14 protein-coding genes are annotated in these 15,529 nt (G+C 66.4%); 11 read left to right on the forward strand and 3 right to left on the reverse strand.

The genetic code is table 11. The features are described from left to right. From AC1DHL_RS24135 to AC1DHL_RS24180, 10 genes are all read left to right on the forward strand, one after another. Positions 1 to 1,668: a GspE/PulE family protein gene (locus AC1DHL_RS24135; RefSeq protein WP_478096826.1), complete on the forward strand. Its 1,668-nt coding sequence runs from the start codon at positions 1 to 3 to the stop codon at positions 1,666 to 1,668. Continuing rightward, entirely contained in the window at positions 1,649 to 2,419 is a 771-nt protein-coding gene (locus tag AC1DHL_RS24140) for a hypothetical protein (protein ID WP_478163625.1), read from the forward strand. The genes AC1DHL_RS24135 and AC1DHL_RS24140 overlap by 20 nt, the downstream gene beginning before the upstream one ends. A gap of 1 nt (position 2,420) precedes the next feature. Then, a complete protein-coding gene (locus AC1DHL_RS24145) occupies positions 2,421 to 3,017 on the forward strand; it encodes a PilN domain-containing protein (protein WP_478163626.1) in 597 nt (198 codons plus the stop codon). Further along, entirely contained in the window at positions 3,014 to 3,550 is a 537-nt protein-coding gene (locus AC1DHL_RS24150) for a hypothetical protein (protein ID WP_478096742.1), read from the forward strand. The genes AC1DHL_RS24145 and AC1DHL_RS24150 overlap by 4 nt, the downstream gene beginning before the upstream one ends. A 3-nt stretch (positions 3,551 to 3,553) precedes the next feature. Continuing rightward, positions 3,554 to 4,342, forward strand: a complete 789-nt coding sequence (locus AC1DHL_RS24155) for a hypothetical protein (protein ID WP_478163627.1) — start codon at positions 3,554 to 3,556, stop codon at positions 4,340 to 4,342. A gap of 11 nt (positions 4,343 to 4,353) precedes the next feature. Next, positions 4,354 to 6,573: a secretin N-terminal domain-containing protein gene (locus AC1DHL_RS24160; RefSeq protein WP_478163628.1), complete on the forward strand. Its 2,220-nt coding sequence runs from the start codon at positions 4,354 to 4,356 to the stop codon at positions 6,571 to 6,573. A gap of 35 nt (positions 6,574 to 6,608) precedes the next feature. After that, the gene (locus AC1DHL_RS24165) at positions 6,609 to 7,076 is read left to right on the forward strand and encodes a prepilin-type N-terminal cleavage/methylation domain-containing protein (RefSeq protein ID WP_478096736.1); all 468 of its coding nucleotides are present in this window, start codon (positions 6,609 to 6,611) and stop codon (positions 7,074 to 7,076) included. A gap of 11 nt (positions 7,077 to 7,087) precedes the next feature. After that, positions 7,088 to 7,474 (forward strand): type II secretion system protein, encoded by a 387-nt coding sequence (locus AC1DHL_RS24170; protein ID WP_478096734.1) that lies wholly within the window; start codon positions 7,088 to 7,090, stop codon positions 7,472 to 7,474. After that, a complete protein-coding gene (locus AC1DHL_RS24175) occupies positions 7,446 to 7,976 on the forward strand; it encodes a type II secretion system protein (protein WP_478096732.1) in 531 nt (176 codons plus the stop codon). The genes AC1DHL_RS24170 and AC1DHL_RS24175 overlap by 29 nt, the downstream gene beginning before the upstream one ends. 108 nt (positions 7,977 to 8,084) lie before the next feature. Further along, a complete protein-coding gene (locus tag AC1DHL_RS24180) occupies positions 8,085 to 8,546 on the forward strand; it encodes a hypothetical protein (RefSeq protein ID WP_478096730.1) in 462 nt (153 codons plus the stop codon). Positions 8,547 to 8,733: 187 nt separating this feature from the next. On the opposite strand, the gene AC1DHL_RS24185 is transcribed toward AC1DHL_RS24180, so the two are convergent. The 3 genes from AC1DHL_RS24185 to AC1DHL_RS24195 form a co-directional block, all read right to left on the reverse strand. Further along, a complete protein-coding gene (locus AC1DHL_RS24185) occupies positions 8,734 to 11,151 on the reverse strand; it encodes an outer membrane protein assembly factor BamB family protein (protein WP_478096728.1) in 2,418 nt (805 codons plus the stop codon). 392 nt (positions 11,152 to 11,543) lie between these two features. After that, positions 11,544 to 13,655 carry a TonB-dependent receptor domain-containing protein gene (locus AC1DHL_RS24190; RefSeq protein WP_478163629.1) on the reverse strand — a complete coding sequence of 704 codons (2,112 nt, stop codon included), beginning with the start codon at positions 13,653 to 13,655 and terminating at the stop codon, positions 11,544 to 11,546. Positions 13,656 to 13,684: 29 nt separating this feature from the next. After that, entirely contained in the window at positions 13,685 to 14,170 is a 486-nt protein-coding gene (locus AC1DHL_RS24195) for a hypothetical protein (RefSeq protein WP_478163630.1), read from the reverse strand. Between the two features lie 279 nt (positions 14,171 to 14,449). Here AC1DHL_RS24195 and AC1DHL_RS24200 point away from each other — a divergent pair, with 279 nt between their 5' ends. Further along, positions 14,450 to 15,469 carry a TRAP transporter substrate-binding protein gene (locus AC1DHL_RS24200; protein ID WP_478096722.1) on the forward strand — a complete coding sequence of 340 codons (1,020 nt, stop codon included), beginning with the start codon at positions 14,450 to 14,452 and terminating at the stop codon, positions 15,467 to 15,469. Positions 15,470 to 15,529: the final 60 nt, after the last annotated feature.

Below are 15,529 nucleotides of genomic sequence, written 5' to 3' on the forward strand. Positions count from 1 at the left end.
ATCGCCCCCGATCTGTTCGCGCAGGCGCGACGCCTCGCGCCAAGTCGCGGCCACACGATCGTGGCGACGCTCGAAGAACTTGCGGGCCTGGAACCCGAGGCGTTCACGCGCGAACTTGCGCAGTCGCTGCATCTGCGTTGCGCGAGCATCCAGGATCTGCACCGCTGGACGCCGAATTTCGAGCTGCTGCCGTTCTCCGATTGCATGGCGGCGCAGTTGATCGCGCTGACCGATGACGATGGCGCGCTGCGCCTCGTGACCGGCGACCCGTTCCGCGAAGACAATGCCGCCGCCGCCGAAGACCGCATCGAGCAGGCCGGCCATGCGCCGCAGCTCACGCTCGCGCATCACGCCGACGTGGCGGCCTACCTCGCTCGCCACGAAGAGGGCCTGTCGGCGATGGCCAACCTGCTGCCCGACGTGCGCGGCAAGGGCGAGCGCGACGTCGACGTGGAAGCCCTGTCGTTCCAGAGCATCACCGAAGACTCCAGCCCCGTGGTGCGGCTGGTGCGATCGACGCTCTATGACGCGCTCAAGGCCGACGTCTCCGACATCCACCTCGAAACCGGAGCGCACGGTCTGGCGATCAAGTACCGCATCGACGGCGTGCTGGTGCCCGTCGGCGCGGTCGGCGACGCCGAAGTAGCTGAGCAGGCCATCTCGCGCATCAAGGTGATGGCCCAACTCGACATCGCCGAGCGCCGTGTGCCGCAGGATGGCCGTTTCACTGTCGGCGTGCGCGGGCGCGAGATCGACTTCCGCGTCTCGATCATGCCCTCGACCATGGGCGAGGACGCGGTGCTGCGTATCCTCGACAAACAGCGCTTGGCCGACGAGGCGCGGGGGCTGACGCTCGATGTGCTCGGCTTCTCGGAACCCGACCGCGTGCTGATCCGCAAGCTCGGGCGCGAGCCTTACGGGATGCTGCTGGTGACCGGCCCGACCGGCTCGGGCAAGACCACCACGCTGTACGCGACGCTGACCGAGACCTACGACGGGCGCGACAAGGTCATCACGATCGAAGACCCGGTCGAGTACCAGTTGACGGGCGTGTTGCAGATCCCGGTCAACGAGCGCAAGGGATTGACCTTCGCGCGCGGCCTGCGCTCGATCCTGCGGCACGACCCGGACCGCGTGATGGTCGGCGAAATCCGCGATGCCGAGACGGCGCAGATCGCGGTGCAGGCGGCGCTGACCGGCCACCTGGTGTTCACCACCGTTCACGCGAACAACGTGTTCGACGTGCTCGGACGCTTCACGCACATGGAGGTCGATCCGTACAGCTTCGCCGCGGCGTTGAACGGCATCGTCGCGCAGCGGTTGGTGCGGCTGAACTGTCCGCATTGCAGCGTGCCGGCAGTGCCGCCGGATGAGTTGCTCAGCGAGTCGGGCATTCCGTTGCAGCAGGCCGCAAGCTTCCGCTTCATGGCTGGCCGCGGTTGCGGGCAGTGCCGCAGCACGGGCTTCAAGGGGCGGCGCGCCATCGCCGAAATCATGATCCTGACCGACGAACTGCGCGAAATGATCGTGGCGCGGGAACCGATCCGCAACCTGAAAGAAGCAGCGCGCCGCGGCGGCACGCGCTTTCTGCGCGACGCGGCGGTCGAACTGGTCCAAGAAGGGCTCACGAGCCTGGAGGAAATCAACCGTGTCACCTTCGTGGCGTGATCGCGTCGAGGTTTTCGTCGGGGCGCGGGAACTGCGCCTCGTGGTAACGCCGCGCGGCTGGAAGGCGCAGGAGTCGCGGCGCATCGTGCGCGAGACGCAGGACGCCGCCGCCGACCTCGCGGCGGCACTGGCCGAATCGACGCATCGCGGCTGTGACGTGAGCATCGTGCTGTCGAACTTTCACGTGCGCCATGCGGCGGTCGGCGATGCCGGGCTGCTCGATGGAGCCGCCGAACGCGAGGCGGCGGGACGGCAGGTGTTGCGCTCGGTGTATGGCGAGGCAGCGGATGACTGGCGCATCGTGATGGACGCGGACAGCACCGGCGTTGCCCTGGTGGCCGGCGCGGCGCGGTCGCTGATCGACGGCTTGCGCCACGCCTGCGCGAGCGTCGGCGCGAGCCGGGTGCGGATCCAGCCATTGCTGGCCTGCGCGATGAATGGCGCCTTGCTCGCGCTCGACAAGGACGAAATCGGCCACGCCGGCTGGTTCGGCGTGCTCGAAGACGACCGGCTGGTGCTGGCGACGCTCGACGGGGACGGTATCCGGGCCGTGCGCGGCCTGCGCATCCGCCAGGACGCGGGCGGCGAGATCGCGGCGATGCTGCAACGCGCGCGGCTGCTCGATGCGGATGCGTCAGGGCGGTCGCTGCTGGTGCTGGCAAGCGACCGCACCGTGCCGTTGGCGCTCGGCCCCGAATCCGACCTGCGGGTGCGAACCGTGCCGCTGACCGGCACGCTGCAGGGAGTCTGACGTGAAACACATCACCGACTTCCTGAGACACCCGCGATTCCGGAAAGCCGCCGTATTCACGCAATGGAGCGCCCACATGCGTCCCTTGCGCATGGATTTCATCGACAACCGCGTGGCGATGTCCCCCGCCGCGCTGGCCAGTCTGGCCGTGGGCGCGATCGCGCTCATCGTGGCGATATGGGGCTATTCGTCGGCCAGCGCCGAGCACAAGAGTCTCGCCGCCGCGGCCAACGTCGCGCCGGCTGCGGACCCGACGGTGCGCGAAAGCGAAGCCCGCCGCCGGGCCCGCGAGGTGGATGCGAAGCGCTCCGCCAAGGTGCTCGCCAACCTCACCGTGCCCTGGCCGACGCTCTTCACCGCGCTCGAATCCGCCGCTGGCGAAGGCGTCGTGCTGACCGGCCTGATGCCCGAAGCCGAAAACCGCCGCGTGCGCATCAGCGGCGAAGCGCGCCGCTTCCAGGACATTCCGATGTACACGAAGAAGCTGCTCGGAACCAAAGCCTTCGCCAACGTGCTGCTCCTCTCGCACGACACGCTCGACAACCGCCGCATCGCCTTCACGCTGCAAGCGGACTGGACGGAGACCGCCGCGCCATGATGAACAGGATCAACGTCATCGCCGCGCGCCAGTGGCTGATGCGCCACCGCGCCGCCTGGCTTCATGCCGCCGGCGCCGTGCTGCTGCTGGTGGCCGCGCTGGTGTGGGCCACGGCCCAGCGCCCGCTCTCCGCCGACAACGAGCGCCTGCGCGAGCTGGCCGCCGAAGCGGCGCAACGCCCGCGCGCCGCCGCCGCGCCCAGCCCCGCCGAACAGCTCAGCGCCTTCGAGGCCCGTCTGGCGCGCCCCGACGACGCCGTGCACATGGTCTCCGTGATCTACCGCCTCGGCATCGCCAACGGTCTCGAGATCCCCACCGGCGAATACCAACTGGAGCGCGTGCAGGACGACCGCATGCAGCGCTACCGCCTCAACCTGCCGGTGAACGGCAGCTATCCGCAGATCCGCGCCTTCATCCTCCAGGCGCTGCAAACCCTTCCCGTCGCTGTTGACGACATCCAGGTGCGGCGCGAGTCGAGCGGCGACAAGCTGCGGGCGCGGCTGCGTCTGTCCCTCTACCTGCTTCCCCCCTGAGCCATGAAGATCCCTGCCAAGGCTCGATGGAGCTTGTATGCGATCGCCGCCGTGTTGACCGTGGCGGCGATGTGGCTCGTCAATCGGCGCGAAGACGACGAAATCGTCAGGCCGGCGCGCGCCTCGTCGCCATCCAGGCAATCCGCGAAGCCCGCCGACGACGCGCCCGACCACCGCGCCCCGGCCGCCAACGACGCGATCGCGCGGCTCAAGCGGCAGGTCGAAGCGGCCATCGGCCACGGCGGCATCGATCCGTTTCGCGACGGGCCGACCGCCGAAGAACTCCAGGCCGCCGCCGCGGCGCAGGCGGCCGCGGCGGCGGTGCAGGCCGTGGCGATGGCCCAGCAGCAACGCGCTGCGGCAGAGGCGCCGCCGCCCCCCCCACCGCCGCCATCGCCGCCCTTCCGCTACCTTGGCCGCTGGAAAGAGCAAGGCCGCACGCTGGCGTTCCTGCAATCCGGCGACCACGTGGTGCAGGTCGATGGCCCCGGGCCGCTGGACGGCACTCCCTGGCGGGTCGTCGCGCTCGGCGACGACGTGGTCACGCTGCAAATTCCCAAAGGTCCCACGCACACGCTGACGTTCGATGCGCCGGGCAACGATGCGCCCGCGCCCTCGGCCGCCGCCCCAGCCGCTGCCGCCACAACCTCCGCAGCCGCCACACCTACAGCCGCGCCCGCGCAGACGCCCCCCTCCACGCCGGCGCGCGCGGCCCCGTCGGCCACGTCCGCGCAAGAAACTCCATCCAATTCCGCCGGCCTCGAGCACGCCCCCGGCTGGGAAGAAAACTGACTCACCCCGACATGAACTGCCCCCACCGCTTCGTCCGCTCCCGCGTCTCGCTGGCTGCGATTGCCCTGGCCCTGCTCGCCGGTTGCGCCTCGCCCGAACAGGCCCGCTCCGACGAAGCCGCCCGCCTGATCGCCGAAGGCCGCATCGAAGAGGGGCTTGCCGTGATGGACCAAAACGTCAAGGCCCACCCCCGCGACCGCGAGATCTACGCCGAGTACCAAGTGCAGCGCAACGGCATCATCCATCTGCTGATGCGCGAGGCCGACCGCTTGAGGTCGCTCGACAACCTCGATGCCGCCGAGGCCAATTACCGCCTCATCTTGCGTATCGATCCGCAGTCGGACCAGGGCCGCTCCGGGCTGGACGCCGTCAACCGTGCCCGCGTGCAGGACGCGCGCGTGCGCGAAGGTCAGGCCGCGCTGCAAGCGGGCGATCTGGTGCGCGCCGAGCAGGTCACCCGACTGGTTCTCTCCGAAGATCCGAACCACCGCGACGCCCGTGCGCTCGCCAAGGCCGTGACGACGCGGAACACCGACACCGACGCCACGCCGGTGCGGCTGCGCGAAGCGTTCAAGCGCACCGTGACGCTGGAACTGCGCGACGCGCCGCTGGCGACCATCTTCAGCATCCTGTCGAAAGCCGGCGAGATCAATTTCATCCTTGACCGCGACGTCAAGACCGACGCCCGCACCAGCGTCTTTGTGCGCGACAGCTCGATCGAGGACGTGCTCAAGATCCTGCTGATGACCAACCAGTTGGGCCGCAAGGTGCTCAACGACAACTCGCTGCTGATCTACCCCGCCACGCAGGGCAAGCAGCGCGAACACCAGGAACTGGTGATGCGCAGCTTCTACATCGCCAACGCGGAGGCCAAGCAGACCGCCGCGATGATCAAGGCGATGGTCAAGACCAAGGACATCTTCGTTGACGACAAGCTCAACCTGGTGATCATGCGCGACACGCCCGAGGCCGTGCAACTGGCCGAGCAACTGGTCGCCACGCAGGATTTGGGCGAGCCTGAAGTGATGCTCGATCTCGAAGTGCTCGAAGTGTCTTCCTCGCTGGCCCAGACCCTGGGCGTCGAGTACCCGACGTCGATCGGCGTCTATGGCGTGGGCGTCGACGGCACCGTCCCCGACAAGGTCCAGATCAGCGGCCCCGGCAGGGCCACTGGGCTGCGCGCCTTCACCACCAACCCGCTGATGCTGCTGAACCTGTCGAAGAACGACGGCAGCAGCAACATCCTCGCCAACCCGCGCATCCGCGTGAAGAACCGCGAAAAGGCGCACGTCCACATCGGCGAGCGCGTGCCGGTGATCACCACCACCTCGACCGCCAACGTGGGCGTGTCGTCGTCGGTGAACTATCTGGAGACCGGTCTCAAGCTCGAAGTCGAGCCGAACGTGTTCCTCGACCAGGACGTGTCAATCAAGGTGGAGCTGGAGGTGTCGAACATCCTCGAACAGCTCAACATCTCCGGCACGGTGGCCTACCGCCTGGGCACGCGCAACGCCGCCACCACGCTGCGCCTGCGCGACGGCGAGACACAGGTGCTCGCGGGCCTGATCGACAACGAGGACCGCAAGTCCAACACCGGCATACCGGGCGCAAGTGACCTGCCGATGCTGGGCCGGCTGTTCCGCAACGAGACCACGACCGGCGCCAAGTCGGAGATCGTGCTGCTGATCACGCCGCACATCGTGCGCAACGTGACGCGGCCCGCACTGGTGCGGGCGCAGTTCCCCGCCGGCACCGACGCCGTGCCGGGCGCGGCGCCGCTGCGCGTCGGCAAGATGGAGCGCATGGAGATCAGCACGGGCAGCGGCGGGCCGGCGGTGGTGCCGGCCAAACCGGCTGCTGCGACGCCGAACCAGCAGGGCCTGGAGATCGCCGTCAGCGCGCCGGCGGAAGTCAAGGTCGGCGAGACGGTCACGCTGGACCTGAAACTGCCCGAAGGCACGACCGCCGCGACCGCGAAGGTGCAGATCAACTACGACCCGGCGGTGCTCAAGCCGATTGGCGTGGCGCCTGATTCGAGCGCCGGTCAGGGACAGACGACGGTCGAGCTGTTCACCTCCGGCATCACCGGAGGCACGCCGTCGCGTCCGGGATCGGTGCGGTTCCAGGTGCTTTCCAAAACGCCGACGAGCACGGACATCGACATGCTCGTCGTGGAGTCGAACGCCCGCGTGTCGGTGCCGCGGACTTTCAACCTGTCGGTGGTTCAGTGATCGCCCTTTCCCCCCAAGCGCGGCGAGGGAACACGATGCGCGGGTTCACGCTGATCGAACTGCTGGTCACGCTCGCCATCCTGGCACTGCTGGCGACCGCCGCGGCGCCGATGGCGGAGTTGACCGCGCGCCGTATCAAGGAAACCGAACTTCGCCACGCGCTGCGCGAAATCCGCACCGCGATCGATGCCTACAAGCAGGCCGGCGAGGAAGGCCGCATCGCCCGCGCCGCCGACGCCACGGGCTATCCGGCCTCGCTCAGGGTGCTGGTCGATGGCGTGCCGCAGGAGAACGATCCCGCCAAACGGCGCATCTACTTCCTGCGCCGCGTGCCGCCTGATCCGTTCTACAGCGGCGCGTCCGTCAGCCGTCCGGAAGAAACCTGGGGGCTGCGCGCCTATTCCTCGCCACCGGACCGCCCTCAATCGGGCAAGGACGTGTTCGACGTCTTCTCGACCTCCCAGGCCACCGGCCTCAATGGCACGCCCTACAGCCAGTGGTAGCCCTATCCATCATGCCCAGACAACGCGGCTTCACCCTGATCGAACTGCTGGTCGTGATGGCCATCATCGCCACGCTGCTGTCGGTGGCGCTGCCGCGCTACTTCGGCTCGCTGGAACGCGCCAAGGAAGCCACGCTCAAGCAGTCCCTGGTGGTGATGCGCGACGCCATCGGCCAGTACTACGCCGACAAAGGCCGCTACCCCGAACAACTCGAAGACCTGGCAACGCAGCACTATCTGCGCGCAGTGCCGATCGACCCCGTCACCGGCTCACGCGAGACATGGCAGATCGTGCAGCCGCCGTCCGATGCCGCGAATCTCGCGGGCAACGTGTACGACATCCACAGCGGCGCGCCAGGCAAGACCAGCGATGACATCACCGACTTCTCGGCCCTGTAAGACCTGGCGGCAAAGCCAGGGCGGCTACACCTACATCGGCCTGCTGTTCCTCGTCGCGGTCATGGGGATCACGCTTGCCGCCGCGGGCATGGTCTGGCGCGTCCAGGCGCAGCGCGAGCACGAGGCGGAATTGATGTTCATCGGCCGCCAATTCACCGCCGCGATCGCCCGCTACTACGAAAACACGCCGGCCGGACAACGGCCGGGCTTCCCGTCCAAGCTCGAAGACCTGCTCGACGACCGCCGCTGGCCCGTGCCCAAACGGCACCTGCGGCGGATCTTCATCGACCCCATGACTGGAACGACCGAATGGGGACTGGTGCGCACGCCAGCGCCGGACAACCGCATCATGGGCGTTTACAGCCTGTCGAAAGACACGCCGATGAAGCAGGTCGGTTTCGGCTGGCCCTATGACGCCGGAGATCTCGCGGACTTCACGTCGGCACTCACCTACCGGGACTGGCGCTTCATCTACGTCGCGCCGGGAGATAGAGGGAGTTAAGGACACGCCGATCAATGAGCGCGACGGTGGGTGGTGAGTAAATCAGCACTTCCTTGGATTTAGAGGAATTGACGCCCGAGCCTCCGAAACTTGAATGAAAGAACACTCATGAAATCGATCTTCTCGCTGCGCAAATCCCTGCTTCTGCTGGCCCTGTGCCTTCCCGTGGCCGCCGCGCAGGCGCTGGCCGCCGGTGACGATGGGGGTGAGATCAGCAGCGGCGCTGGCGAAGACGTCCGTTACAACGGAGTCTGGAACGTTCACTTCGACGGCGGCGGCAGCGCCGTTCTGATCTTCTCGCCCCAAGGGGAGTCGTGGGTAGAGAAGGGCCGCGCGGTCATGCCCAAGGTCTGTCAAGGCAAGAGCCTGCCGCTGACGATCCAGGGCGGCACGGACAACGGCGTTCAGTTCACCGTCTTCGGCTCGCCCATCGACAAATCCTGCCCGGACATCACGTACGTCTTCAGGGTGGTTTCCGATGCCAAGGTGCAGACGCTGAAAGCCAGACTCCAGGGCGGCGGCGTGGCGACGATGACGCTGGCGCCTGCCAAGCGGGGCAAGAAGAATTAATCAGCGCCCTGCGTGCGGGATGCCCGCAACCCCGTGAGCGTCAGCGGGATCGCGGGCATCAAGCCGGCGTCGCCGTCGCCGGTTCTCCCGTGATCGTCGCAGCGGAGAGGACGAACCTGACCGACTGCGAATAGGAAAGAGGAAAGGCAAATGGCCCCGCGCGCGAAGCGCGGGGCCATTCAACCAATCAATACACCGTCACCTTGCCCGTGGACAGCGGGTTCGTGCAATCGTTGTAGAAGTAGTCGCCCTTCTTGCTGAAGGTGTACGAGTACGACTCGCCCGGTCGCAGATGCGGATCGAACAGACCTTCGAAGAACTGCGTGGCGCAGTACTCGCGGCTGTTGCTCTCGGGGTTGGTGAACGTCACCGTGGTGCCCAGCGGCACGCGCAGGTTGTTCGGGTAGTTACCCGCCGTCTGCGTCAGCCCGGCTTCGGCGCTCGTCGCCGTGGTGCGGCCCAGCAGCACGGTGTTGTTGACGGTCGAACCTTCGGTAGCCGTTCCGCCCACCGCACGGCGCGTGTCGATCGGCGCCGGAGCGGCAGCCTGCGTATGCGTGCCGCCGAGCTTGAAGGCCCACAGCTTGTCGCCGCGCGTCACCGCGTTGCCGTAAGGAATGCCCGTGCCGCCGGCATAGATGGCGACGTACTGCTCGCCGTCGATCTCGTAGGAGACCGGGCTGGCGCTGATGCCCGCGCCAGTCTGGAAGCGCCACAGTTCCTTGCCGTTCTTCGCGTTGAGCGCGATCAGGTTGCCGTCGGGCATGCCGATGAAGCCGACGTTGCCGGCGGTGCTCAGGAAACCGTTGCCATGCGCCAGGTCATAGGGTTCCGGAACGCGCCACTCGACTTCGTTGGTGCTGGCATTCACCGCCACGATGCCGCCGGACTGGTATTCACCGATGGCGCGCTGACCGTTGGAGCCTGCTTCCGTGTAGTGAGCGGCCGCCGAGACGGCATAGCCGGTGTAGAAGAGCCCCGTCTTCGGGCTGAAGGACTGGGCGTTCCAGTTGGCGCCGCCGTTGTGGCTCGGCGCCGTCAGAATCGGCTTCTTCTCGCCGAGGTTCTGCATCCAGAAGGCGTCGTACATGCAACCCTGTGCATAGTTCGGAACCGCGCGGTTCGGATTGCCGGGGATCGGACCGCCGAGGTCGGACGGCGCCACGCAGTCCTCCAGATAGCCGCCCTGGTTCGGGTACGGCTGGGTGGCCGAGGTCAACTGGCGCTCTTCCTGCGGTACGGACCGCTCGGTGATGCCCAGGGGCGCTTCGCCGGTCTTGCGATCGAGGATGAAGTACATGCCCGACTTGCTGCCGTAGGCCAGCACCTTGCGGTCCGCGCCATAGATCTTGACGTCGGCAAACACCGGAGCCATCACGTTGTCCATGTCCCAGATGCCGTGGTGGACGGACTGGAAGTGCCATTTGTATTCGCCCGTCTTGGCGTCCAGCGCGACGATCGAGCTGGTGTACAGGTTCGTTCCCGGACGGGTCGCGCCGTTTTGCGAAGAGCCGCAGCTGCGCGCATTGCCGAAGGTGTAGTACACCATGCCCAGTTCGAGATCGACCGCCGGGTGCATCCACGGCGCGCCGCCGCCCACGCGGGCACACGCCTCGGCGGCCACGGGGTCGCTGCCCCAGGTGGGAATGACGCCCGTCGGGTCGTCGCCATTGCGAGGCGTGCTGTAGAAGTGCCACTTCTCCGCGCCGGTCTTGGCATCAAACGCCAAGGCGGTGCCGACGTTGCCGTCGTTCGAGCCGGCATAGACCAGACCGTTGGCATACACCACCGCAGCCTTCTGAACCGTGCCGTAGTTGGCGTTGGCCTTGACCTTCCAGATTTCCGCGCCGGTTTGCTCATCGACCGCGGCCAGGTAGCCGCTGGCAATGGTGAACACCTTGCCGTCGCCGACAGCCGGACCGCGGCGCACGCCGGTGCCGCCCAGGTTGTAGGTCCACTTGATGGCGCCGGTCTTGCCATCGATGGCTTGGAGGTGGCCCTGCGCGGTTTCCATGAAGATCACGCCCTTGGAGACCACGGGCGAGCTTTGGTTGTCGCCGGTCGTGGCGCCGCCTTCGAGGTTGACCTGCCAGGCCGCGCCGAGTTGGCTGATGTTGTCCTTGTTGATCTGGTCCAGAACGCTGTAGTTCTGGTTGCCCAGGTTGCCGCCGACCTTGGGATGGTCCTTGAGCGAGTCCTTGACCGATTGCTTGGCCGCGGCGGCGTCGATGGTGGCCTGAGCCTTCAGTTCGGCCTTGTCGCCCTTGGCGTCGAGGAGTAGCGCATCCTTCTTCGCCTGGGCCGCGGCGATGAGGTCCGCTTTCTGCAGTTGAGCGTCAGCCACGGCGGCGGCCTTGGCCGCGGAATTGGGATAGGTCGCGGCCTTGGCGGCTGCGATCAGCGCATCGCCCTGCGCCTTGGCGGCGTCAACCAGTGCATCGCCATCGGCCTTGGCCGCATCGACGAGTGCCTGGCCGTCGGCCTTGGCCTCGGCCTTGATCGCCTGAGCAGCGGCCTGAGCCGCGGCATTGGCAGCCAGAGCCGAGCCGGTAAAGCCCATGACCGCTGCAGCGATCGCGAGCGTGATGGGGGACAGTTTCTTCATGTTGGATCCCTCGGTAGGAAAAGAGTTATGCGGGTGCGAGCGCTGGGGAGATTTCAGTCCCTTGTCGCCACGGACCCAAACACCGGCAAAGACGCCGGCGACGAACCGGATAGAAGCCTGGCCTGTGGCTTCGGGTGTCTCCTTGTTAGAAACAACGGGGCGGTTGGTGGGTTTTTGGTAGTTCTGTCTTACAGAACGCCATTCCATTACAGAATTCTAGACGTGGACGATCGGGCATCAACTAGGGTTGTCACCAGCGCCGACGTTTTTGTGAAGGAACGCAAGATGAGGCAGTCGACCGAAGACCCGCGCTCGGGATCGCGGGGCGTTTCGCTCGCTTTGTTGGCCATCGGACAACGCCCGCTGTTCAGGCCGTCGCGGCCCAGCTGCCTTCAGAACCGATACGCCGCACTCATGCCCAACGTCCAGTTGCGCCCGGGGGCCGGCTCGAAGTAGCGGAAGTTGCCCTCGTTGACGATGACCGAGCCGATGTAGCGCTTGTCCAGAAGGTTGTCGATGCGCGCGAAGGCGTTGAATTCCCAGCGCTGCCAGTGCTTCACATAGCCCGCGAACAGGGCCACCAGGCCGTAGCCCGGCGCGCTGACAGTGTTGCGATCGTTCGCCTCGACGCTCGCCAGCGCGCGCAGCTCGGTGCCGGCGCGCCAACCGTCAGGCGGTACCCAGCCGAACGAGGCAAAGAACATCTGCGGCGCAATCCCCGGAATCTTGTTCCCCGCGGGCACGAAGCTGTTCGCGGTGCATGGGACCGTCGAGCAGAACGGATCGCTGTAGCGCGCGTCGAGCCAGGTGTAGGCCAACTGGGTGCGCCAGTGGTTCTCCGTCTCGTGCTGCCAGGCCAGTTCGAAGCCGTCGCGCTTCGTGCGGCCGGCGTTTTGGTAGGTGGCGCGGCCGCCGACATTCGTGGCGGTCACGATCTCGTCATCCGTCCGCGTCTGGAACACCGCCGCCGTCAGCAGGCCACCCACGATCCGCGCCTTGGCGCCCACCTCGACGCTGTCGTTGGTCGCCGGCTGCAGCGCGAAGTTGAGCCCACCCAGGCCGTCCGGACGGTAGGACAGCTCGTTCAGCGTCGGCGTCTCGAAGCCCCGGCCCACCGAGGTGTAGAACGCCAGGTCGCGCGTCGCCTCGTAGCGCAACGAAGCCACGGGCAGCGTCTGCTCATAGCGCACGCTGCCGCTGTCGTTGACGTTGGCCCCCACGATGTAGTGGTCCTGCGAGTCGAAGTCGACACTGCTGCGGCGCACACCGGCTTCGAGCGTCCAGCGATCGGCGAAATGCCAGGTGCCCTGCACATAGGGGTCGAGGTTGTTGACCGTGTTGATCTCGTTGCGCCGCAGGCGGCCCTGCACGCCGAGGATCGGATTGGCCACGGAGCCGATGTAGTTCTCGTAGCCGGTGCGGTGCTCGCGCAGGTCGTCGTAGTCCAGCCCCGCGACAAGCTCGAACGGGCGATCCGCCAGCTGCATCCTGGATGTCCAGCGCAGGTCGACACCGCCGTAGTCGCGCGACAGGCCGATGACGCCGCCGGCACTCAACGGATTGACCTGCGCCGAAGGTGGAATGGCCTGGAACTGGCTGGTCTTGCGCTCGCCGCCGTAGACCATGAGTTGCAGCGAGTTGTCGGCATTGATACGGCGGTCGTAGGTGAGGCCGGCCTGCGTCTGGTCGACGGACTTGCGGGTGTTGAACTGCGTGGCCACCGTCGCGCTGCGCGGGTTCAGCGCGTACTGGTCGGCAGTGAGCCCCAATGGGTCCTGCGCATCCAGGTGCACGCTGTTGGCCACCAGGCTGAGGCGACTGCCGTCGTCGAAGGTGACACCCAGCTTGCCGTTGACGATGTCGCGCGTCGCTGCGCTGTGATCGCGGTAGCCGTCGGTCTCGAAGTGGGTGCCGCTCAGCAGGTAGTCCACTGCACCCGTGGAGCCACTCACGATGGAACCGATGCGCGATGTGCCGAAGCTGCCGCCTGCGATCGAGAAGCCCAGCTTGGGCGGGCCTTCGCCGGTCTCCGTGAAGGTCTGGATCACGCCACCCGAGGAGTTGCCGTAGAGCGAGGAGAAGGGACCGCGCAAGACTTCGACGTGGTCGATCGAGCCGATGTCGATGTTGGAGGTCTGGCCCTGCCCGTCGGGCAGCGTCGCGGGAATGCCGTCGACGTACATGCGCACGCCGCGCACGCCGAAGGTGGAGCGCGCGCCGAAGCCGCGAATGGATATCTGCAGGTCTTGCGCGTAGTTCTGGCGGTTCTGGATCTGCAGGCCCGGCACCGAGTTCATGCTTTCGGACAGGTTCACGCCGAGGCGGCTGTCGCGCATGTCCGCGCCTTCGACTCTGTCAACGGAGCCGGCGACATCGAACACCGGCTCCGCTCCACGAGGTGTGGAGACGGTGACCTCGCCCAGGGTCGGCGCGGCGGTCTGAGCATGGACCGCGAATGAAGTGATAGCCAGCAGGCAGGCGCCTGAGAAGACATTGTTTTTCATGAATGAAGCGCTATGGGAACGGCCAGCGGCTACGACTTCTTCTGCCTGTGCACCAGCTTCATCGTCGCCGGGCCGTTGCCCCTGGCCGTGGCCTTCATCGTTTTGGCGGCGGCATCGACCGGATTGAACCGGTAGCTGATGTTGGGGCACTTGGGATCCACCGTCGAGGCGAAGACGGTGAACGAAAGGCCAAGGTCCGGGTGGGTGAGTTGCACCGTCAGCGGCAGCTTCTTGCCTTGGCAGACGGCGGGCATGATGGAACGGCCCTTCTCGGTCCAGAAGCCGTCCCAGTCATGCAGGTCCAGCACGGCGCTGCCGCCTCGGTCGAAGCGGACGTTCCACACGCCGGCGAACACGGGCGCGTCGTCCTTTCTGTCGCTGCCCTGGGAGGGAGCTTCCCTGTCGCCCCCGTCGCCGTTGATGTCTTCCTCGTCGTGACCATGCTGGCCGAAGACGGCGAGGGGCAGGCACAAGGCCAGGAGCAAGAGGGATTTACGCAAATTGAAAAGAGTCATGTCGATCTCGCAAGCGTTCTACAGACGTTCTCTCAGAGAGAACACAGTTTCAAAAAAAGGAACCCGCGAAGTTACGGGACTCCCCCGCATACGTCAACGGGGACGAATCCGGAGCTCACAAAGAGCACAAAAAGGGGTTTTCCCTTGTACGCTCAAATTCAGAACACAGTTATGCTGCGCGGAACGAAGCGGAGCGGCGCACCTAAAGTCCCGTCGCCCCGTTCGGAGCAAGACATCCACTCATCCACCCGGCGATCCATCGCCTTTCGAGGAGCTTTCATGAAAAACCTGTTCTTCCGCACCACCGTGTGCGCCGCCCTGCTCGCCTTCGGCGCCGCGGCGGCCAACGCGCAGGACGTCAAGGAACGCACGATCAAGTTCGGCCACATCAACAACACCGACCACCCCGTGAGCCTGGGTGAACACAAGTTCGCCGAACTGCTGGCCGCCAAGAGCGGCGGCAAGCTCAAGGTGCAGGAGTACCCAGCCTCGCAACTGGGCTCCGAGTTCCAGCAGCAGTCGGCCCTGCAGGGCGGCGTGCAGGAGATCAGCACTCCGGCGACCACATCCCTCGTGGGCATCGTCAAGGAGTTCGGCCTGATCGACTTCCCGTTCGCGGTGTCCACCTTCGAGCAGGCCGACGCCCTGCTCGACGGCCCGCTCGGCCAGGCGCTGATCGCCAAGCTGCCAGAGAAGGGCCTGGTGGCGCTGGGCTACTGGGACCTGGGCTTCCGCAACGCGACCAACAGCAAGCACCCCATCGCCAAGGTCGAAGACTTCGAAGGCCTCAAGCTGCGCGTGATCCCCAACCCGGTGTTCCTCGAAACCTTCAAGGCCTTCAAGGCCAACCCGGTGCCGCTGCCGTTCGGCGAGCTCTACAACGCGCTGGAGTCAAAGGCAGTCGACGGGCAGGAGAACCCGTTCTCGGTCATCGAGTCGAACAAGTTCTACGAAGTGCAGAAGTACCTGAGCGGGACCAACCACGTCTACGCCGCCAACATCCTGCTGGTGAGCAAGAAGTTCTGGGACAGCCTCTCGCCCACCGAGCAGCGCTTCATGAAGGAAGCCGCCGACGAGACCCGTGCCTACCAGCGCGCCGTCAGCCGCGAAGCGGCGCAGAAGTCGCTGGCGAGCCTGAAGGCCAAGGGCATGGTCTACAACGAGGTCGCGCCGGCCGAGACGGACCGCATGCGCGCGCTCGTCAAGCCCGTGACCGACAAGTTCGCGGCCAGCTACGACCCCGCCATCGTGAAGCTCTACAACGACGAGCTGGCCCGCATCCGCGCCAGCGCCAAGTAACGCCTCCGAACGTTCACGCCGAGCCTGTCGAAGCGCCGCACAGGCAACGATCAGGTTCGG

This window comes from Variovorax sp. 10L426, from assembly GCF_056395305.1.